Origin of the sequence: Cytobacillus sp. FSL K6-0129, assembly GCF_038007625.1 — a bacterium.
Lineage (GTDB): Bacteria > Bacillota > Bacilli > Bacillales > Cytobacillaceae > Cytobacillus > Cytobacillus kochii.
Genome location: NZ_JBBOXM010000001.1, coordinates 1788422 through 1809309 on the forward strand (window position 1 = coordinate 1788422; position 20888 = coordinate 1809309).

General features: G+C 37.2%; 17 protein-coding genes. 4 read left to right on the forward strand and 13 right to left on the reverse strand.

The genetic code is table 11. The features are described from left to right. Positions 1 to 61: 61 nt before the first annotated feature. The 8 genes from MHI57_RS08775 to dnaE all read right to left on the reverse strand — a co-directional run bounded on the left by MHI57_RS08775 (position 62) and on the right by dnaE (position 12682). Positions 62 to 1693, reverse strand: coding sequence for an SLC13 family permease (locus MHI57_RS08775; protein WP_095372306.1), 1632 nt, complete (start codon positions 1691 to 1693; stop codon positions 62 to 64). Between the two features lie 264 nt (positions 1694 to 1957). Then, a complete protein-coding gene (gene pyk, locus MHI57_RS08780; RefSeq protein ID WP_340975882.1) occupies positions 1958 to 3718 on the reverse strand; it encodes a pyruvate kinase in 1761 nt (586 codons plus the stop codon). 29 nt (positions 3719 to 3747) lie between these two features. Continuing rightward, positions 3748 to 4707 carry a 6-phosphofructokinase gene (gene pfkA / locus MHI57_RS08785; RefSeq protein WP_095372304.1) on the reverse strand — a complete coding sequence of 320 codons (960 nt, stop codon included), beginning with the start codon at positions 4705 to 4707 and terminating at the stop codon, positions 3748 to 3750. A 340-nt stretch (positions 4708 to 5047) separates the two neighbouring features. After that, positions 5048 to 6025: an acetyl-CoA carboxylase carboxyl transferase subunit alpha gene (accA, locus tag MHI57_RS08790; protein WP_095372303.1), complete on the reverse strand. Its 978-nt coding sequence runs from the start codon at positions 6023 to 6025 to the stop codon at positions 5048 to 5050. Next, positions 6019 to 6888 (reverse strand): acetyl-CoA carboxylase, carboxyltransferase subunit beta, encoded by an 870-nt coding sequence (accD, locus tag MHI57_RS08795; RefSeq protein ID WP_095372302.1) that lies wholly within the window; start codon positions 6886 to 6888, stop codon positions 6019 to 6021. The genes accA and accD overlap by 7 nt, the downstream gene beginning before the upstream one ends. A 194-nt stretch (positions 6889 to 7082) precedes the next feature. After that, a complete protein-coding gene (locus tag MHI57_RS08800) occupies positions 7083 to 7706 on the reverse strand; it encodes a FadR/GntR family transcriptional regulator (RefSeq protein WP_340975885.1) in 624 nt (207 codons plus the stop codon). 9 nt (positions 7707 to 7715) lie between these two features. Next, entirely contained in the window at positions 7716 to 8954 is a 1239-nt protein-coding gene (locus MHI57_RS08805) for an NAD(P)-dependent malic enzyme (RefSeq protein WP_095372300.1), read from the reverse strand. A 356-nt stretch (positions 8955 to 9310) separates the two neighbouring features. Next, the gene (dnaE, locus tag MHI57_RS08810) at positions 9311 to 12682 is read right to left on the reverse strand and encodes a DNA polymerase III subunit alpha (RefSeq protein ID WP_324837514.1); all 3372 of its coding nucleotides are present in this window, start codon (positions 12680 to 12682) and stop codon (positions 9311 to 9313) included. Between the two features lie 160 nt (positions 12683 to 12842). Between dnaE and MHI57_RS08815 the strand changes: the two genes are divergently transcribed. Together MHI57_RS08815 and ytrI are read left to right on the forward strand one after the other, a co-directional pair. Next, on the forward strand, positions 12843 to 13181 hold the full coding sequence (locus tag MHI57_RS08815; protein ID WP_095372298.1) for a YtrH family sporulation protein: 339 nt from the start codon (positions 12843 to 12845) through the stop codon (positions 13179 to 13181). Then, complete coding sequence (gene ytrI / locus MHI57_RS08820; RefSeq protein WP_095372297.1) at positions 13178 to 13684, forward strand: sporulation membrane protein YtrI; 507 nt, start codon at positions 13178 to 13180, stop codon at positions 13682 to 13684. The genes MHI57_RS08815 and ytrI overlap by 4 nt, the downstream gene beginning before the upstream one ends. A 21-nt stretch (positions 13685 to 13705) precedes the next feature. On the opposite strand, the gene MHI57_RS08825 is transcribed toward ytrI, so the two are convergent. Further along, on the reverse strand, positions 13706 to 14650 hold the full coding sequence (locus tag MHI57_RS08825; protein WP_322909667.1) for a DHH family phosphoesterase: 945 nt from the start codon (positions 14648 to 14650) through the stop codon (positions 13706 to 13708). A gap of 132 nt (positions 14651 to 14782) precedes the next feature. On the opposite strand from MHI57_RS08825, the gene MHI57_RS08830 reads away from it, so the two are divergent. Continuing rightward, positions 14783 to 15094, forward strand: a complete 312-nt coding sequence (locus MHI57_RS08830) for a YtpI family protein (protein ID WP_095372295.1) — start codon at positions 14783 to 14785, stop codon at positions 15092 to 15094. Positions 15095 to 15207: 113 nt separating this feature from the next. Here the strand turns inward: MHI57_RS08830 and MHI57_RS08835 are convergent, their stop codons facing one another. The 3 genes from MHI57_RS08835 to MHI57_RS08845 form a co-directional block, all read right to left on the reverse strand. Next, complete coding sequence (locus MHI57_RS08835; RefSeq protein ID WP_095373634.1) at positions 15208 to 16524, reverse strand: CBS domain-containing protein; 1317 nt, start codon at positions 16522 to 16524, stop codon at positions 15208 to 15210. Positions 16525 to 16603: 79 nt separating this feature from the next. Beyond that, on the reverse strand, positions 16604 to 16849 hold the full coding sequence (locus MHI57_RS08840; RefSeq protein WP_328197335.1) for a hypothetical protein: 246 nt from the start codon (positions 16847 to 16849) through the stop codon (positions 16604 to 16606). Between the two features lie 277 nt (positions 16850 to 17126). Further along, positions 17127 to 17807 (reverse strand): metal-dependent hydrolase, encoded by a 681-nt coding sequence (locus MHI57_RS08845; RefSeq protein ID WP_224935770.1) that lies wholly within the window; start codon positions 17805 to 17807, stop codon positions 17127 to 17129. Between the two features lie 170 nt (positions 17808 to 17977). Here MHI57_RS08845 and MHI57_RS08850 point away from each other — a divergent pair, with 170 nt between their 5' ends. Beyond that, the gene (locus MHI57_RS08850) at positions 17978 to 19075 is read left to right on the forward strand and encodes a Xaa-Pro peptidase family protein (protein ID WP_340975896.1); all 1098 of its coding nucleotides are present in this window, start codon (positions 17978 to 17980) and stop codon (positions 19073 to 19075) included. Between the two features lie 39 nt (positions 19076 to 19114). On the opposite strand, the gene MHI57_RS08855 is transcribed toward MHI57_RS08850, so the two are convergent. Then, positions 19115 to 20611 (reverse strand): SLC13 family permease, encoded by a 1497-nt coding sequence (locus tag MHI57_RS08855; RefSeq protein ID WP_233435211.1) that lies wholly within the window; start codon positions 20609 to 20611, stop codon positions 19115 to 19117. Positions 20612 to 20888 lie beyond the last annotated feature (277 nt).

The following is a 20888-nucleotide window of genomic DNA, read 5'->3' on the forward strand; positions in this document are numbered from 1 at the left end:
CGAGAAACATAACACATTTCCATCATTGGAAATTCCCACTTTATAAATTTTAGAACAAATGCTACTTAAACGAATTCGGGAAAGTACCTATATCGATACCCCATGCAATTGGCATATAGAAATAAATCATTACACCAACAAAGATAATTGTAAAAATACTTAACCAAAAACCGGATTTAGCCATATCACCTATCTTTAAATAGCCAGATCCAAAGACAATAGCATTAGGCGGTGTGGCAACAGGGAGCATAAACGCACATGAAGCAGCAATTGCAGCAGCTACCATAAGCGCATACGGATGAAGGTCTAACGCTAATGCTAAAGATGCCATGATAGGGAACATCATTGTAGCTGTTGCCGTATTTGATGTAATCTCAGTTAAGAATGTCACAAGTGCTGTTACGCATAGAATGACAATAACAAGATGCACACCCTCAAGAACGGTTAATTGCTCTCCAATCCATGTGGCTAAACCTGAATCCTTAAAGCCTTTGGCGATTGCTAATCCCCCACCAAATAGTAATAATATCCCCCAAGGAATATTCAATGCATCTTTCCAATTTAAAAGCTGAGCATCCTTACTACTTTTCGATGGTAAAAGAAATAGAATAATCGCTGCAGCAATCGCTATAATCGTGTCGTCGATTCGGCTCATAAAATCAAAAGGAATGAACGATCTTGTAATCCACGCAACCGCAGTAGCAAGAAACACTACTAATACTAATTTTTCCTCAAAAGATATATTTCCTAATCGTTTTCTTTCAGAAGAAATGATTTCTTTACCGCCTGGAAGCTCCTTGATTCTCATAGGAAAAGCCATTTTAACTAAGTAAAACCAGGCTACAAGTAATAAAATAGCCGCAAAAGGAACCCCAAATAGCATCCATGTAGCAAAAGAAATATCAATCCCATAAATTTCTTTTACAACACCTGCAAAAATCATATTTGGAGGTGTCCCAATTAAAGTACCTAAACCACCAATTGAAGCTGCATAGGCAATCCCTAGCATTAGTGACTTACCAAACCGGTTAGCAGATTCTCTTTCCGACTTCATGGAATCGTTTACATGCGTAATAACAGCAATGGCAATCGGCATCATCATCATGGCAGTTGCAGTATTCGATATCCACATTGAAAGGAAACCTGTAGCCACCATAAACCCAAGAACAAGCCTAGATGTACTAGTACCAACCACAGTAATGATACCAAGTGCAATTCTTAAATGGAGATTCCACTTTTCCATCGCAATGGCGATAATAAAGCCACCTAAAAATAAGAAAATGGTATTATCCGCATATGAACTCGTAATTCCTTCTGTCACTGCACCAGTAACGGGAAAGAGAATGATTGGCAATAGTGAAGTTACTGGTATAGGTATGGCCTCTGTAATCCACCAGACAGCAACCCATAGAGTACTTGCTAGCACAGCTTGGGCTTCTCTTGACATTCCTTCAGGTGAAACAAATAGGAGCGTTAAAGCAAAAAGAATGGGCCCTAATAATAATCCTATATTCTGTTTATTCGTTCTTTTTCTCTGTTTCGGATTCTCTCCATTATTTTCACCTGATTGCTTCAATTCATTTGAATGGTTCTTATCAGACTGGTTCTTCACTGAGAATAACCGTAATAAGTCCTTTATTTGATCATGCAACCTCCACATTTCCATCCAAAACCCTTGCATATAATTCAGCATATCCTCACCACTCCCTTTAATTATGTATTTATTTTTTTATTTCAATATTTCTATTCAAAATAATTTAAGAGATATGTTATCATTATAAATGTGATATATTATATTTAATATTATGTTATACTAATATAACGATATTGGCAACAATTATATTCTATTTTGAGTTAAAAATTTAATTAGGTTATCTAAATATCTTTTCAACCTTATTTTTCAATCTTATATAAAAAAAGAACTGCCGATTAATAATATCCGACAGTTCTTCTATATTTATAAGACACTCGCATGGCCGTTATAAATGACACCTCTTTGTGAGTCTACTGTAATGTCTTGACCTTCCTTAATTAATTTTGTAGCCATATCTAAACCGACAATAACCGGAATACCAAGGTTTAAACCAATTACAGCACCATGGCTCGTTAGACCACCTTCTTCAGTAATTAGAGCACTACATTTTTCAATAGCTGGGACCATTTCACGATCAGACCCAATTGTTACGAGTATTGAGCCTTCTGTAACCTTTTCCATTGCTTCTTTCGCATTGCGGGCAATAACTGCTTTACCAAATGCTGACTTTCTGCCAATACCTTGAGCTTTTGCAATGATATCGCCAACTACATGAATTTTCATTAAGTTTGTTGTTCCTGCTTCTCCAACAGGAACTCCAGCTGTTATAACAACAAGATCCCCCGAATGAACGATTCCTGTTTGTAGACTTTCTTCTACAGCTATATCTAGCATATCATCGGTTGTCTTAGCTTTTTGGCCAACTTGCGAATATACTCCCCATACAAGTGATAAGCGACGAGAAACGTATTCATGTGAAGTGACAGCTACAATTGGATTCACCGGTCTGAACTTAGCAATCATTCTAGCTGTATGTCCACTCTCTGTAGGTGTGATAATGGCGCTGACTCCCAAGTTTAGTGCTGTATGTGCAACAGATTGGCCAATGGCATCGGTCACATTATGTTTATTATTTTTACTTCTTTGAGATAAAATTTCTCTATGATTTAAGGCTGTTTCTGCACGAGAAGCGATATTATGCATCGTTTTAACTGCTTCTACTGGGTAAGAACCCGCTGCTGTTTCCCCTGATAACATGATTGCATCCGTGCCATCAAAAATGGCATTAGCAACATCACTTGCTTCCGCACGAGTTGGGCGAGGGTTTCTTTGCATGGAATCTAACATTTGTGTTGCTGTAATAACCGGCTTTCCAAGCTCGTTGCATTTTTTAATTAATTGCTTTTGTACAAGCGGTACTTCCTCCGCTGGAATTTCAACACCTAAATCTCCACGCGCTACCATTAAACCATCTGACACTTCTAGAATACCTTCAATATTATCCACGCCTTCTTGGTTTTCGATTTTGGGGATAATATGAATATATTCTGCATTATTTTCTTCAAGTAATTGACGAATTTCTAAAACGTCTGATGGTCGTCTAACAAAGGAAGCGGCAATAAAGTCAACTTCTTGCTCAATTCCAAAAAGAATATCCTTGGCATCCTTTTCTGTGATGCCAGGGAGGTTAACTGAAACACCTGGTACATTCACACCTTTTTTATTCTTTAACGTACCGCTATTTAAGATTTTCGCATGAATTTCTTTTTTCTCTTTATTGATAGCATTGACTTCCAAAGCAATCAACCCATCATCTAAAAGAATACTAGAGCCGATGTGAACATCATCAATGAGGCCACTATATGTAACAGAGAATATGTCTGTTGTCCCTTCCACTTCATTCATACTCACAATGATATTGTTACCCGCTTCTAATTCAATCGCACCGTCTTTCATATCATTCGTACGTATTTCTGGACCTTTTGTATCTAATAGGATTGCAACTGTCTTTCCAGTTTGCTTAGATGCTTCACGGATATTAGCAATTCGCTCACCATGTTCTGCAAAATTTCCGTGTGAAAAATTTAATCTTGCTACATTCATGCCAGCATTTATTAATTCAATAATTTTTTCAATACTTTCACTAGCTGGTCCAATTGTACAAACAATTTTCGTTTTACGCATATTAATATATACCTCCTAATTATGTACGCTTAAATTGAAAGCTCTCTTGATAACTCGTATAGGTCTAAATCTAACCTATTATGTTGACTTAAAACATCACGCAAGCTATTAGCTACGACTTGGTTATTATTCAAACCAACTGCTTGTCCACCTTTTTCTTTGGCAAGTAATTCCACTGCATGAGCACCTAAACGACTAGCTAAAACACGATCAAATGCCGTTGGAGATCCGCCTCGTTGGATATGACCAAGAACAGACACTCTCGTTTCAAGTGAGGTTGCACTCTCAACTTGTTTTGCGAATTCTATACCACTACAAACACCTTCAGCCACAATGATAATACTATGCCTTTTTCCTCTATCAAGTCCACTTTTGAGTTTTGTTGCAATTTCATCTATATCGTAATTTACTTCAGGAATAAGGATTGTTTCTGCTCCACCAGCTAAGCCTGCCCATAAGGCAATATCGCCTGCATCTCTACCCATTACTTCTATAATAAAGGTCCTTTCGTGTGAACTCGCTGTATCCCTGATTTTATCTATGGCATCAATGACTGTATTTAATGCTGTATCAAATCCAATAGTATATTGTGTACCTGCAATGTCATTATCGATCGTTCCTGGTACACCTACACATGGAAAACCTGCTTCAGTGAGGGCAAGCGCTCCTCGATAAGATCCGTCTCCACCAATCACAACCAGACCTTCTATTTGATGTGCCTTTAAGTTCTCTATTCCCTTTTGTCTTCCTTCTTCTGTTTTAAACTCTTCACATCTTGCAGAATAAAGAATCGTACCGCCACGATGAATAATATCACCAACAGATCCTAATTCTAGCTTTTCTATATTACCATGAATTAGACCAGTATAACCGCCATAAATACCATATACCTCGATACCATCATGAATGGCTTTTCTAACAACTGCGCGAACGGCCGCATTCATTCCAGGTGAATCTCCTCCACTCGTTAATACACCAATTCTTTTCATTTTCTCTATCACCTCTATTATGGGAAAACAATTTGTATTCTATTAATATGAACGAACCTAGGGGAAAGGAAAAAAGAGGACCTACAAAAGGTTAATAAGCTTCTTCTACTGTTAAAATAGCACGAAAAAATAAACATCACAATTATAATTTATTAAGTTTCGTTAAAGAATTATTACTAAAAGCACATTCAAGCCAAATATGAACAAAGGTATACATTGTATTTTGAAGCATATCAGAGTTTATATAAATTACTTTATAGCTGCTCTCGTTTGGTACAGATTATTATAATCTTTTTTAAAATAACGTGGATAATAGGAAAAACGTGCAATTCGCACGTTTTTATTTTACCCCAATATAATCTCTTAAAAACGAATATTTCCCAATTGATTTATATTTCTCATAACGATGGTCTACTAATTGTTTTTCATCTAGTTGAGATAAATCCTTTAATGACTGATAAAGAATATCTTCAATTGCTAGTGCTTGCTGCTCAACATCCTTATGAGCTCCACCTTTTACTTCAGGTATGATTTCATCGATAACTCCAAGCTCCTTTAAATCTGGAGCAGTAATGCGCATCGACTCAGCTGCTGTTTGAGCTTTCGCCGCATCTTTCCAAAGGATAGAGGCAGCTCCCTCTGGTGAAATAACAGAGTAAGTAGCATTTTCTAGCATATGAATATAGTTACCAATGCCCAACGCCAAAGCGCCGCCACTTCCGCCTTCTCCAATTACTATGCATACAACCGGTACTTTCAAACTAGCCATTTCAAAAAGGTTTTTAGCTATCGCTTCACTTTGACCTCTTTCTTCAGCTGCCTTGCCTGGATAAGCACCTTTCGTATCTATAAAACAAACAATTGGACGGCGAAACTTCTCCGCTTGCTTCATTAAACGCAACGCTTTTCGATAACCTTCTGGATGTGGCATACCGAAGTTTCTACGGATATTTTCTTTTGTATCTTTTCCACGTTGATGACCGATCACTGTAACAGGATGTCCTCTAAACTTAGCTATCCCACTAACAATCGCTTCATCATCTCCGAATACACGATCGCCATGACATTCAAAAAAGTCATCAAACAAATACTCTATATAATCTAATGTAGTAGGACGATTAGGATGACGAGCAATTTGCACTCGATCCCATGGTCCTAGATTTTCATATATATCTTTTTCTAACTTGGCTAATCTTGTCTCGAGCTTATTAATTTCAGCTCCTAAATCAACATCTGCTGTCTTCGTAAATTCTTTTAACTCAGCTATTCTTTTTCTTAGTTCAATAATCGGTCTTTCAAACGTTAATTCAGTTACCATTTAAGCTCACCTCCTGGCTGATGAATAGAAAGAATGTTAGCAATCTCCTCTCGCAGCTTAGAACGATGAATAACGGCATCAAGCTGCCCATGTTTCAATAAGAATTCTGCTGTTTGGAAGTCCTCTGGCAACTCTTCACGAATTGTCTGTTCAATAATACGACGACCCGCAAAACCAATTAACGCTTTAGGCTCAGCAAAATTAAAATCTCCTAATGAAGCGAAACTAGCAGAAACACCACCAGTAGTAGGGTGTGTCATTATCGAGATAATTAAGCCACCATTATCACTGAATCGCTTCAGCGCCACACTCGTCTTCGCCATTTGCATCAAACTCAATACACCTTCTTGCATTCTTGCACCACCAGAAGCAGTAAAGATAATGAATGGCACTTTCAATTCATCCGCCTTTTCAATTGCCCTTGTGATTTTCTCTCCGACCACAGAGCCCATGCTTCCCATTCTAAAAGTCGAATCCATTACGGCCAGAACAATTTGAAAACCATCCAATTCTCCAATTCCTGTCATTACCGCTTCATTCATGCCTGTTTTCTTACGGTCTTTTTCAACTTTTTCAAGGTAATCTGGAAAAGCAAGCGGGTTTTCTGATATCATTTCACGATCTAGCTCTTGAAATGTTCCCTTATCTAGAAAGCTCTCAAAACGTTCTGCTGCATTCATTGGGTGATGATGACCACAATTAATACATACCTTCATGTTTTTCATTAGTTCTTTCGTATACATTATCTTCTTACATTCAGGGCATTTAGTCATGATTCCTTCTGGGACATCTTGCTTCGCTGCCTCAGAAGGAATAGTTGCATATTTTTTCTTCTTTGATTTTGTAAAGATGTCTTTTAGCAAGGTGAAACCTCCTTGTAATTACAAAGTAAATAACAAAAGTGAAATTTACCTTTCCTACTTTAGTAATCATTACCATTTCCCTAGGTGGCCAGACCACTGAGAAAAAAACAATTGCCTATCGACGCAAGTGCGAGAATATAGCTTGTCTCATCACTATACAATAATAGGCTTAAAAAAGATGGAAAACATTGTCGTTAAATGCTCGACAAATTTCTTATTAAACAATATTGAATTTTTGCTGCTTGTTCATCTTTCTCTATCATCGCATCTATTAATGACAGATAGGTTTTTTGATCAACAATAGCTAAACCAAAGTCTAACGAATTATAATAATCGGTTAAAATCGTCCATAGACGCTTAAATAAATGGTTATCTGCTATGAGAACGATGCGATAAAAATATTCATTCTCTTGAAACACCTCAGAAGTGACCCAATTTCTAAAAGCTTCAAGTTCTTTTGGAGTTGCTTTTCTCATCGCTAACCATATACAATCCCATTCTACCAAATATTTCGTTTCTTTAATATCAGTTTTTGCTTGTTTGTCTTGCAGAATAAATGTACTCAGTAATTGTACCAGATTATGACCGCGAAAATCTTTAATAAAGGTTCCTTCGCCTCTTCTCGTCTCTATTAAACCTAGTAGCTCTAACGCACGAAAAGCTTCACGAACGGAAGAACGCCCAACATTTAGGCGTTCTGACATTTCACGTTCTGAAGGTAGTTTGTCACCTGTTTGATAACCTTCTTCTTGAATAATATTTCGCAGCTGTTTCACGATTTCTATATATAATTTCGTTGAATTGTCCAGCGAACTCACCGCCTATCGTTATTTATCTTTTCCGATAGCTGCAAGTTGTGCTGTTCTTTGCTTCACTTCTTCTGGGTCAACTTTAATTCTAGCTACGCCAGTTTCCATAGCTGATTTAGCTACTGCAGATGCTACTGCTGGTGCCACTCGTGGATCAAATGGAGCTGGAATGACATAATCAGAATGTAAGTCGTCTTCAGCAATCAATTCAGCAATTGCTTCAACCGCAGCAATTTTCATATGCTCATTAATATGAGTTGCACGAACATCTAGAGCACCCCTAAAGATTCCTGGGAATGCAAGAACATTATTTACTTGGTTAGGGAAATCTGAACGACCTGTACCAACAACAAGCGCTCCAGCAGCTTTTGCCTCTTCTGGCATGATTTCTGGTGTTGGATTAGCCATAGCAAAAATGATTGCCTTGTCGTTCATTGATTGTACCATATCAGCTGTCAAAGCACCCGCCACTGATACACCAATAAATACATCTGCATCTTTAATTGCATCTGTTAAACTACCTTTAACTTGGTTACGGTTTGTGAACCGGGCAACTTCACTCTTAATATCATTCATCCCGTTTGGACGCCCTTCATAGATAGCACCCTTTGTATCACACATAATAATATCTCTTACACCATAACGGTATAGTAATTTAATAATGGCAATACCGGCTGCACCAGCACCGTTTGCAACCACCTTTATTTCGCTCATCTTTTTACCAGCAAGTTTAAGGGCATTGACAAGTCCAGCAACAGTTACAATGGCTGTCCCGTGTTGATCATCATGGAACACTGGAATATTTGTCTCTTTTTTCAAACGTTCTTCAATATAGAAGCAATTCGGTGCTGCAATATCCTCTAAGTTCACACCGCCAAAAGTCGGCTCCATTAACTTCACCGTATCAACGATTTTATCAATATCATTGGTATTCAAGCAAATTGGAAAAGCATCAACACCTGCAAAGCTTTTAAATAACACAGCTTTCCCTTCCATTACTGGTAAGGCTGCTTCTGGTCCGATATTACCAAGTCCAAGAACAGCCGTTCCATCAGAAACAACCGCTACCATATTGCCTTTCATTGTATAATCATAAACCGTTTCTGGTTTATCATAAATTTCTTTACATGGCTCTGCAACGCCGGGAGAATAAGCTAAGCTTAACTCTTTCGCATTTGTAACAGCTACTTTTGATTTAGATTCTAATTTACCTTTATGAACCTTATGCATATTTAATGCTTCATCTCTTAATGACATGACCTACACCCCTTAGTGCTTTTCTTATAATTCTTCACAAACCCAATATACTAGCTGTCTCTTCTTTCTTAATATGTAAATTTTCTCTCTCTTATTCTTCAATACATATATCAAGAATGTGGCAAAAACAACCAAATACCTAGGACGTTACAAAATAGCAGTCGACCTCACAATAAACATATACTAGAAAAATGATTCAGTATTCATTAATAAGAATTGCTTCAGTACTAGAGAACAATTTACCTATAAATAAGGAAATGAAAGCAACACTTAATGCAAATTCTTTAAAAATCAACTTCATGGTGGTCTGACCAGTTTATGATAACAATATAACATATCTGAAAAACTTGTAAAGGCTAACGCTTAAAAACAATATTCTCTCCTCCAAATAATTCTTTTAAGCGTTCAGTCAATTTTTCGCTGTATGATACATATTCATCTTGACTAAGTTTGATGGATCTACGATCATTTTCATAGAATAAAACGACAGGTGATTGCCCTACTTCATATTGTAAAATTTCTTTTAACAATGTTAATTTCTCATCTGATTCATTCTCTTTCGTAATCTTAATGTAAAGGGTAGGTGGCTTAGATTCCTCCTTTTCAATCACTTCTTCTACTTTTTCAACACTTCTAATAATCCATTGTTTCTTTCCATTCCTTACCTCTACTTCACCTTTCATAAAGACAATATCGCCAGCTTGCATGATAGAAGAATACTTATTATAGATTTTCGGAAAAGCGACTGCTTCCATATCTCCAGTTTGATCACTAAGAAGTAAAAATGCCATCGCTTCTCCTTTTTTGGTCCTAATCTTCTTCATTTCTGAGATATACACGACTGATTGAACAATTACTTTTCTCTCTTGACTCTCAATGTATTGTAGCGTTTGAGATTTTAACAGTGAAAAAAATGATTCATAGGTTGTTACCGGATGCGCAGAAAGATATAACCCCAAAGCCGCCTTTTCGTTAGCAAGTTTATCTAACAAGGGAATCTCTTCAACAGTTGCGTATTTTGGTTTAGGGAAAAATTCCTCTTCACTAAACATATCAAATTGATCATCATCTGGCTGAACTAACTCGGCATGCTCTAAGGCAATATCTAAGCTAGCAAGTAGTGTCGCTCGGTCCTCACCAAACTCATCAAAACTCCCGGAATGAACAAGCATTTCAAGCATTCGCCTATTGAATACTTTCCCTGACATACGGATACAAAAATCAAATAAATCTTGGAATGATCTACCTGCTCTCACTCGAACAATTTCCTTCCAAGCATTTACCCCGATCGTCTTCACTGCTGCTAAACTATAGCGGATTCCTTGATTTTCCACCTGAAAAGAAAAGATACTTTTATTAATGGAAGGAGGTAAGATCTCAATCCCCAATTGCTTCGCCTCATTTACATATTGGGCTACTTTCGCATCATTACCAATAGCTGAAGTTAACAATGCCGCCATGAAATGTAGCGGATAATGGGCTTTTAAATAGGCAAGTTGATAAGAAATCATACTATACGCTACTGCATGACTTCTATTAAATCCGTAATTAGCAAACTTAACGATGTAATTATATATTTGATTGGCAGTTTCTTCTGTATATCCTTGGTTAATCGCACCATGCACAAAATGTGCTCTTTCTTTATTCAGAACTTCTTCTTGCTTTTTACTTACAGCCCTTCTTAATAAGTCAGCTTCCCCTAGTGAAAATCCTGCCATCTTTGCTGCAATCTGCATAATTTGTTCTTGGTAAACAATGACACCATAAGTCGGCTTCAATATATCTTCTAAATCTTGATGAGGATAGGTAATTTCCTCCTCACCATGCTTTCTCGCAATAAATAACGGAATATTTTCCATCGGGCCTGGGCGATATAATGCATTGACTGCAACAATATCCTCAAATGTAGTCGGTTGCAGTTTCTTTAATACATTTCTCATCCCACTTGATTCTAACTGAAAAATTCCTGTTGTTTCTCCCCTAGATAGTAATTCATAAGCTTTTTGGTCTTGAAGTGGCACTTCTTTTATTGGAATAAGTTTTCCTGTTTTCTTTTTAATAGACTGTAAAATATTTTCAATAAGTGACAAATTACGTAAGCCAAGAAAATCCATTTTTAATAGGCCACGATCTTCCAAGTGCTCCATTGAAAATTGTGTTAGAAAAACATCTCCATGTCCCCCGGTAATTGGTACCACTTGAACAAGTGGGCGCTCACTTATGATAACGCCAGCAGCATGTGTAGAAGTATGTCTTGGCAATCCTTCTAACTTTAGTGCTGTATTAAATAATCTTTTATATAACGATGATTGATTAATCAATGTTTGCAAAGAATGTGACTCTTGCCAAGCTGATTTTAAGGTAATACCTAGTCGACTAGGTACCGCACGAGATAGCTGATCTAGTTCCTTTGAGTTTAAGCCAAAGGCCCTACCAACATCTCTAAGTGCCGCCTTAGCTGCTAATGTTCCAAACGTAATAATTTGCGCGACATGTTGCTGACCATACTTGCTTGCCACATATTGGATTACCTCATCTCTGCGATGGTCAGGAAAATCAATATCAATATCAGGCATAGAAATCCGCTCAGGGTTTAAAAACCGTTCAAAAAGCAAATTGTAACGAATCGGATCAACATCTGTTATATAAAGCACATATGCTACAATTGAGCCGGCTGCCGAACCACGTCCAGGTCCAGTGAAAATTTTTTCCCTTCTACAAAACTGCATAAAATCCGCAACAATTAAAAAATAATCACTAAAATTCATTTTCTTCAAAATAGAAAGCTCATACATAAGGCGATTCCTAGCTTTCTCATTTCCATCAGGATATCTCTCACCCCACCCTTTCATACAGAGCTGCTCTAATTGCTGATCGGCTGTCAGATGGCCATCAGTGGGGAATTTCGGCAAGCTTTTTATTCCAAGGTCCATCTCCACATCACATTCACTGGCAATCATATTCGTCTTTATAATCGCCTCTTCCTCTTCTACAAAAAGGTCAACCATTTCTTTCACACGTTTTAAAGAATATTGATCAGATTGTAATCTTTCCCAACTCTCGTCTTCTAATTTTTCTCCATTGCGTATAGCAAGTGCACATTGTTGAGCAAAGGCATCTTCTTTATTTAAATAATGAACAGCATTTGTCACAACTAGTGATATATCACTTTGCTCTGATAAATCCTTAAGCAACGGCAATACTTTCTCTTCCTCTGTTAGCCCATGTCTTTGCATAGAAAGATAAAAATCACCAGAAAAAATCTCTTTATACATACGAGCATATTTTTCAGCATCCATAAACCGGTCTTCTAGCAAGTAATTCTCAATTACGCCTTCTAAACCAGGTGTTAAAGCAATTAATCCATTTGAGTAAGCCCTCAACCACTTGAGCGGGAGTCCGCCTTCTGCTGCCGTTTGCAGGCTACTCGTTATTTTGAGTAAGTTTTGATAACCTTGGTTATTTTTTGCTAGTAATACTATTGGGTTCGTCCCTTCTTCTTGTTCCTTTTCAATATCGACAGTCAACCCAATAATAGGTTTAATATTATTTTTTTTACATTCATTATAAAACTGTGCTGTCCCGTACATTACATTTCTATCTGTAAGGGCAATTGCTGGATACCCTTTTACTTTGGCATCTGCTACGAGTTGTTCAACACTAGCTGTGCTCATTAATAAACTATAGGCACTATATACTTGCAAGTGAATAAAAGACAACTTTCTCACACCCTCATTTTTCTTCTTCTTTTATTATAGAACGTTTGTTTCTTAATGAAAACTCTCATTGTACAATCCCATATGAATTCATTGAAGAATAAACATAATTTATGATGTTCGTCCATATGATGGAATAGAGAGAATTCATCACTAAAAGGCGGTTATGTAAATGAATGAGCAACCCTTCTTTTCTTCTCTTTTAGAAAGTTACTTTATTGCTCTTGGTGTTTTGATTGGCGGTTCAATCATCGGTGGCATTGCCGCGTTTTTCACAGGAAAACCTCCCTTAACAGAAATTTTCAATCTATCGAATTCTATTAGAATTTGGGCAATTATCGCTGCTATTGGAGGTACTTTTGATACGGTTTATAGTTTTGAGCGTGGAGTCCTTGATGGGCAAACGAAAGATATTATCAAACAATGTCTCTTAATTCTCTCAGCTTTTGGTGGGGCTCAAACAGGCGCTCAAATCATCATCTGGCTAACTCAGGAGCATTTACCTAAATGAGAATCCCCCCTTATTATCGCAGACCTTCTTGGCAGCGTTTTTTTGCTGGAATGGCTATCGGAGGCGTATTAAGTTGGTGTGTTTTCGTTTACATTTTTGGTGAATGGCAAGAGCGTTATAGTTTAGAAATCCACACACAGGAAGCTGAAATTAAGGAATTAGAAAATGAAAAGGAGATATGGCAGAAGGAATTTAAAAAATTGAATAAAGAAAACGAAGAATTATTAACTGTCCAAGAGATCGTTGTTAAAATCGACCAATCTGCACTCAAGAAATATAATTTAGACGAATACAGCCTCTATCAAACGGAGGATGCGATCAAAGAAGATATCAGTATTTTAATGGCGCGAGATATAAAAAGCGTCGGACAAAGTATCGAACTCGTAAAACGCATAATTGTGAATAAAACCCACCCCATTAATGGGAAGCGCTACCGAGCTGATATTCAATCCATTATTATAGATACAACACTTGTATTAGAGGTTGAGCTGTTATTAAATTAATTGCTCAACCTCTATTAATTATTAAATGGTCCACGATTCACATAAATCATTTAAGTCGGAAATCACTTTTTCAGCTTCATCCCAGCTATATATAGATGCACCTGCTGCAAATGGATGTCCCCCACCTTTATAGCACCGAGCTAGTTGATTAATGATCGGACCTTTCGACCTGAAGCGCACTCTTATTTGATCTTCTTCTTCTATAAAAAACACCCATGCCTTCAATTCTTTAACATGGCCGAGCTCTCCGACTAAAACCGACGCCTCAGCAGGTGTAGCCTCGTATTTTTGCAATAAACTACTGTCCATTTTCACCACTGCCGCTCCGCTATCAAGCATATGAAAATGTTGTAAAATATATCCCTGGAGCTTAATTAGATTGGGTGCTAATTCATACATTCTATCGAAAAGCTCTGTCCTTGAGAACTGATATTTAATTAGTTCTCCTGCATAAGCAAAGGTTTTATTCGTTGTACTTGGATAGATAAACCGCCCTGTATCACCGACAATGCCAGCGAAAATCAGCCTTGCTGCCTCATCTGTCATTATTAAACCATCATTTTGACCACTTAGAAAAAACTCATAAATCATTTCACTTACAGAGCTCGCCTCAGTATCTACCCAAAGCAAATCTCCATACGGATCCATATTAGGATGGTGGTCAATCTTTATTAATAGATCACCCTTTGTGTACCGTTGATCACTAATGCGCTCCGTATTGGCAGTATCACAAACAATCACTAAAGCTCCTTCGTAGACTTCATTACTTATCTTGTCCATTTTACGCAAATAGAGCAGGGTTTCGTCCTCTTGCCCCACTGTATATACTTGTTTCTGCGGAAAAGAAGCTTTTATTATTTCTGCCAACCCTCCTTGCGACCCGTAGGCATCTGGATCTGGACGAATATGACGATGGATAATGATTTTGTCATACTTTTTGATCGCGGACAGAATTTTACTCTTCATTGTATACTCCTCTCAAATAACACACAAGAAAGAAAAGCATCTTGCAATTATAATAATTATTCTCTCTCTTCTAGCAATTTCCTCTTATAGAAGTTAAAATAAAGACATATGTTTATTTATGGAGGTTTGTACATGCTTGTACTTGCAGTTTTTATTGCACTATCTTTTGCTTTGTACGTATTCTATAAAGTGAAATACGTACGTTCTAGACGTCCTGCAGAAAAAGAATGGATTTCAGCTAAATCACGTATGGCGCTAGGTGCCTTTATATTCTTTTTCGGTGTCAACCAACTATTTCTTTATAGCGGTACGATTACGTATGTTATCTCTGCTCTTTTTATCATTATTGGCGGAATCAGTATTTGGGCTGGTATGAAAGCCTATAAATATTTTCTTCCTCGTGCGATTGAAGAATCCGAATGGATTAAATCGAACCAAAACTAAAACCTTACAATTTCACCTGTGGTGGCTCCAATTGTAAGGTAGTAAGTAAATTCGGTCTAGTTGATGTTTTACTAGCTATTAGAAGATGTATCCATCAACTAGCCGATTTATGCTTATCTTTCTGTTAATTGACACATCATCATCGCTTTTCCAACCAATACCCCGCCATTGAAGACTTCTACATCTACTTTCCCAAACTTTCTTCCAACATCAAGCACTCTTGGAAAAATATCAAGCATACTCTCAATTTGAACTGGTTTTAAAAAGTATATGGTCATATTTTCAACTACAAGGTCACCTTTTTTGTACATTCGTAAAACGCGATTAGCAGCTTCTGTCACTATCGTCGTGAAAACACCGTACGAGATGGAACCAATATGGTTCGTCATTTGCGGTGTAACTTCACAGCGATACATCGCTTCATTCTTCGTTTTTCCATTCGCTAATACCAACTGATTTGTCACCGTATCATCAATTGTTTCACCAACTTGTGGTTGCCGCTGAATGACTTGAAGCGCTTTTAACACATCCTGTCGACTAATGATTCCCTCTAACTTATGCGATTGATCAACAACTGGGAGGAGTTCAATCCCTTCCCAAACCATCATATGTGAAGAAGAAGCCACACTTGTTTTACCACCAACTGTCATCGGGTTTTTCGTCATGACCTTTTCAATAGGTGTATCTGTTTTATGGCCCATAATATCTTTGGAAGTAACCATCCCTTGAACCTTCATATGTTGATCAACAACCGGGAAGCGACTATGACTCGTCTCTCGATTATGTTTTAAATATTCCTCAATCGTATCTGTTGTTTGCAAGCTAATCGTTTGAGTAACAGGTGTAAGCACGTCTTCTACTAAAACAATTTCTTTCTTTATTAACTGATCATATATTGCTCGGTTAATCATCGTTGCTACTGTAAAAGTATCGTAGCTTGTTGAAATCACCGGTAACTCTAATTCGTCAGCAATCCGCTTCACATCTTCTTCCGTATCAAAACCACCCGTAATAAGAACGGCTGCTCCAGCTTTTAACGCTAGTTCATGGGCATTCGTACGGTTTCCGACGATTAATAAGTTTCCAGCCCCAGTATATCTCATCATTGCTTCTAACTTCATCGCACCGATCACAAACTTATTCAATGTTTTATGGAGTCCTGCTCGTCCTCCTAGCACTTGTCCATCAACAATATTGACAACTTCTGCGTAAGTAAGCTTTTCAAAGTTTTCTTTCTTCTTTCTTTCTATTCTAATTGTACCGACTCTTTCAATCGTACTCACATACCCTTTATTTTCAGCATCTTTAATGGCACGGTAAGCTGTTCCTTCACTCACCGATAGTGCCTTTGCAATTTGTCTAACGGAAATTTTTTCTCCGACTGGTAACTCATCAATATAATGTAAAATCTGCTCATGCTTTGTAGCCAAGACATCACCCTCTATTTTCATCCTTCATAGCCTTATTATAGAATGAAAAGTTGTGATGTTCAACGAACGAGCAATATTATTAATAAGACCTCATTCGTTTGCGATTAGATGTAACCACTTTTCGCCTTGTCCTTACATTTACCTTTGATTTCGGCTCATATAATAAGGCTGTCAAATTTCCGGCAATAACAATCAATGCAAATGCTAACCAAGTAATGGTAAAAACACCCTCAAGACCACTGCTATAAACATCTAAACGAGGGACTGCGTAAAAGAGCATAGCACCTGCAAGCAATAAACAAATAATATAACGATATCTCCTCATCTCATCCTCTCCTCTCATAATCTATATTTATGCAGAGAAGAAAGCGGACATGACCAGTAATCGTCTTCAATACTAGTGTATTTATTATGTGAAAAAGTATTGATATGTACCCAGTTGCCTTTTCAATTCTAATCCCACTATATTAGAGGTTTAATCAATTGTATTAGCTTACGCACTTTTCCATGAAAAAGTGTAACTAGTTGGTTCACAAATTGAAATCAAAAATGCCACAGACAGTCATCTGTGGCATTATCTCAGTTTCTCTCAACAATATTTATTATAATTCAACAACTTCTCCAGCTTCCATTACTTTTACATCAGATCCTTTTACTAATTTAGCGAAAGCGTGTGGATCTTGTTTAATTGGTGGAAATGTATTGTAATGAACGGGAACGACTTGTTTCGGTTGCAGCAACTCTACAGCATAAGCAGCGTCCTCTGGTCCCATTGTAAAGTTATCACCAATCGGGATAAATGCTAAATCAATCGGATGTCTCTCTCCAATTAATTTCATATCCGAAAACAAACCTGTGTCTCCTGCATGATAGATTGTCTTACCATCAATTGTTAGTAAGACACCAGCCGGCATACCTAAATAAACAATTTGGTTATCCTCAGTTACGAGCCCTGTTCCGTGTAAAGCTGGAGTTAATTTCACTTTCCCAAAATCAAAATCATACGCACCACCAATACTCATGCCGTGTGCTTCAATACCATGGAAACCTAGATAATATGAAAGTTCTGCATTACATATCACTAGAGATTGATTCTTCTTAGCCAGTTCAATTGTGTCTCCTAAATGATCACCATGTCCGTGCGTCACGATAATAACATCCGGTTTTTCTTCTTCAACCTTAAGGTCTGTTAATTCATTCCCAGTAATAAATGGATCAAATAAAATTGTTTTATCCTCTGTTTTTACTTTTACGATAGAATGGCCATGAAATGATACTTTCACAAATGATTCTCCTTTCTGTTTTTCCTATGTAATTTTTTCAACATAAATATGAAGTTATCCTGTCTCTTCCCTTATTTCTTTCAATTTAAACAGTTCAAAAAGTTTACTTTTTCATATATAGTTGATACGCTTGCTTATAGCTTACTACATAAAGACCAGGAGGGACTACCATGAAGCAAAGAATGGATATTTTATCATCATGGATGAAAGAAAACAAAATTGATGTATCTTTTATTACATCAACAGAAAATGTATTTTACTTGAGCTCTTTTCATAGTGATCCTAATGAGCGTTTACTAGGATTAGCCGTTTTCCAAGATGCTGACCCTTTCCTTGTCTGTCCAAAAATGGAAATAGAGGATGCCAAAAACGCTGGTTGGAATGGTGATATTATTGGATATACAGATATTGAAAATCCATGGAAAATGATTAATGATGCCATTGTTACACGTCTTTCAACAGTTAATAAAATAGCCATCGAAAAAGAACATATGAATGTTGAACGTTATGAAGCGGTGAAAGAACTTTACCCTCATGCAAGTATGGTATCTGCTGAAGAAAAGCTTCGTACATTACGAATGGTAAAAAGTGAAGAAGAGCTTGCGATTATTAAAGAAGCTACTGCTCTTGCAGATTTCGCTATTGAAACAGGCTGTGCTGCCATAGCAGAAGGAAAGACAGAACTGGAAGTTTTAGCTACAATCGAATATGAATTAAAGAAAAAAGGCGTTAATGAAATGTCCTTTTCAACAATGGTTCTAACTGGTAAAAACGGAGCATCTCCGCATGGTACACCAGGTATGACAAAAATTCAAAAAGGCGACCTTGTTCTATTTGACCTTGGCGTTGTTTGGAAAGGCTATTGTTCAGACATTACGAGAACGGTTGCTTATGGTGAAATAAATGAGAAACAAAAAGAAATTTATGACACCGTGCTCAAAGCGCAATTAGCAGCAATAGCAGCATGTAAACCTGGTGCAAAAGCATCAGAAGTTGACTTAGCAGCAAGAAAAATTATTGCAGATGCCGGATATGGAGATTACTTCCCACATCGCCTCGGTCACGGACTTGGTATTTCCGTCCATGAATATCCTTCATTAACAGAAACAAATGATTTGCTTCTACAAGAAGGCATGGTGTACACAATTGAACCAGGTATTTACGTACCAGGAGTAGCCGGTGTTCGTATCGAAGATGATCTTGTTCTAACAAAAGACGGTGCTATACCATTAACACAATTCCCAAAAGAGTTACAAACCATTAAATAACATAGAGAAGACCCCGTCATTATACTCGGGGTCTTCTTTTTATATCGTAATACCAAAGACGATTGGCATCCAGTAATAAACCGCTAATGTAATCACGATTACACTAACTGCGTTTAGCCAAACACCCGCTTTAGCCATATCGGCTACTTCCAGTTCACCCGCACTAAAAACAGCGGTATTCGGTGGAGTTGCAACAGGAAGCATATAACATGATCCCGCTGCTAAGGCAACAGCTGCCATCATAATTAAAGGATCGATCCCAATAGCAACACCTAAACCTGCTGAAATTGGTAAGACGAGGTTGGCAACAGCAGTATTTGACAGTATTTCTGTCATACCTAATACAATGACAACAAGTAGAAGAATAATGATAAACGGTGTATATGCTTCTAATCCTTGTAATGCTACGGCAATAAAGTCATTCACACCCGAATGCTCAAGACTTGACGCTAACGCTAAGCCACCACCGAACAAAATTAATACACCCCATGGTAGTTTCGCTAAATCTCCCCACTCTAAAATTCTCTCACCTTTTGTACTTGGTAAGAAGAATAAGAGGATAGCACCCATCATAGAAATGCTTGCGTCAGGCAATGAACCCAACCTTTCTAAGAATGATAGAAAACTTACTTGATCTGCAATCCAAGAAATAGCCGGCTTGCCGACCCATAAAGAAACCGTTAATAAGAAGACAGCAATAACAACCCACTCTTCGGTTTTTATCTTCCCAAGATTTCTTTTCTCTTCCTTAATAAAAGACACTTCTGTTTGGTTCTCAGCATTTACCTTAAATTTCATTTTTGTTAAATAGAAATATAAGAAAACAAACATGATAATCGCAACCGGACCTGCAAAGATTAACCATTGCAAAAAGGTGACCTCTACATCAAATTGAATCTTAGCAATACCTGCGAGTGCAGCATTTGGAACAGCCGCAACAAGCGTAGCTAAACCGCCAATTGTTGCTGTATAGGCAACAGCAAGTAAGATAGACTTAGCAAAAAAGTCAATATTTTGACCTTCTAAAATTTTCTTATCTCGCATTTCTGAAATTAAAGCTAATGCAACTGGTAACATCATTAATGCCGTCGCAGCATTCGAAATAAACATTGTTAACAATCCTGTGGCAAGCATAATACCGAGAATAATTTTATGGCTTGACGTTCCAATCATGTCAATAATATTGAGTGCAATCCTTCTGTGTAAATTCCATTTTTCAATGGCAATTGCCAAAATAAATCCACCCATATACATAAAAATAACGGATTCTCCGTAAGATCTTGAAACCACATCAATCGGGGCACCGCCAAATAACGGAATAAGAACTAACGGTAATAACGATGCAACCGCCATCGGTACCGCCTCTGTCACCCAATACGTACCAATCATCATTATACTAGCAATAACTACCCTTCCTTCATAACCAATCATATCACTTGGTAATAAAAAGAATACAATTAATGCAAGTATTGGACCGAGAAATAACCCAATCAATTTTCCTTTTGTATACCCTTGTTTTTTCACCTCATTCGCCAATTCATCTCACCTTCATTCCCAAAAAATAAATATTTTAAAATACTTTAACATATATATATTTAGAAAATATAGATATGTAAACGCATTCATATAAATACTATCACACTTTATTGCACCAACGTAATAATAAGATAATTCTAATAATAATTATTTTAGAAAACATTTTTCCTCTTGTGTTTTCATTTAGAATAAAAACACCGCAATGTATACCTTCACTTTTTTATTAAACTTGCTAAGAAAGAAAAAACCTGAACATACACAATTGGTTGTGTTTGTT

What these genes read in the sequence shown, in the direction of transcription:
- MHI57_RS08775 (WP_095372306.1), bottom strand. Translation starts at nt 1,693, where the DNA reads ATGCTGAATTATATGCAAGGGTTTTGGATGGAAATGTGGAGGTTGCAT.
- pyk (WP_340975882.1), bottom strand. Translation starts at nt 3,718, where the DNA reads ATGCGTAAAACGAAAATTGTTTGTACAATTGGACCAGCTAGTGAAAGT.
- pfkA (WP_095372304.1), bottom strand. Translation starts at nt 4,707, where the DNA reads ATGAAAAGAATTGGTGTATTAACGAGTGGAGGAGATTCACCTGGAATG.
- accA (WP_095372303.1), bottom strand. Translation starts at nt 6,025, where the DNA reads ATGGTAACTGAATTAACGTTTGAAAGACCGATTATTGAACTAAGAAAA.
- MHI57_RS08805 (WP_095372300.1), bottom strand. Translation starts at nt 8,954, where the DNA reads ATGTCATTAAGAGATGAAGCATTAAATATGCATAAGGTTCATAAAGGT.
- MHI57_RS08815 (WP_095372298.1), top strand. Translation starts at nt 12,843, where the DNA reads ATGAATGAGCAACCCTTCTTTTCTTCTCTTTTAGAAAGTTACTTTATT.
- ytrI (WP_095372297.1), top strand. Translation starts at nt 13,178, where the DNA reads ATGAGAATCCCCCCTTATTATCGCAGACCTTCTTGGCAGCGTTTTTTT.
- MHI57_RS08825 (WP_322909667.1), bottom strand. Translation starts at nt 14,650, where the DNA reads ATGAAGAGTAAAATTCTGTCCGCGATCAAAAAGTATGACAAAATCATT.
- MHI57_RS08830 (WP_095372295.1), top strand. Translation starts at nt 14,783, where the DNA reads ATGCTTGTACTTGCAGTTTTTATTGCACTATCTTTTGCTTTGTACGTA.
- MHI57_RS08840 (WP_328197335.1), bottom strand. Translation starts at nt 16,849, where the DNA reads ATGAGGAGATATCGTTATATTATTTGTTTATTGCTTGCAGGTGCTATG.
- MHI57_RS08850 (WP_340975896.1), top strand. Translation starts at nt 17,978, where the DNA reads ATGAAGCAAAGAATGGATATTTTATCATCATGGATGAAAGAAAACAAA.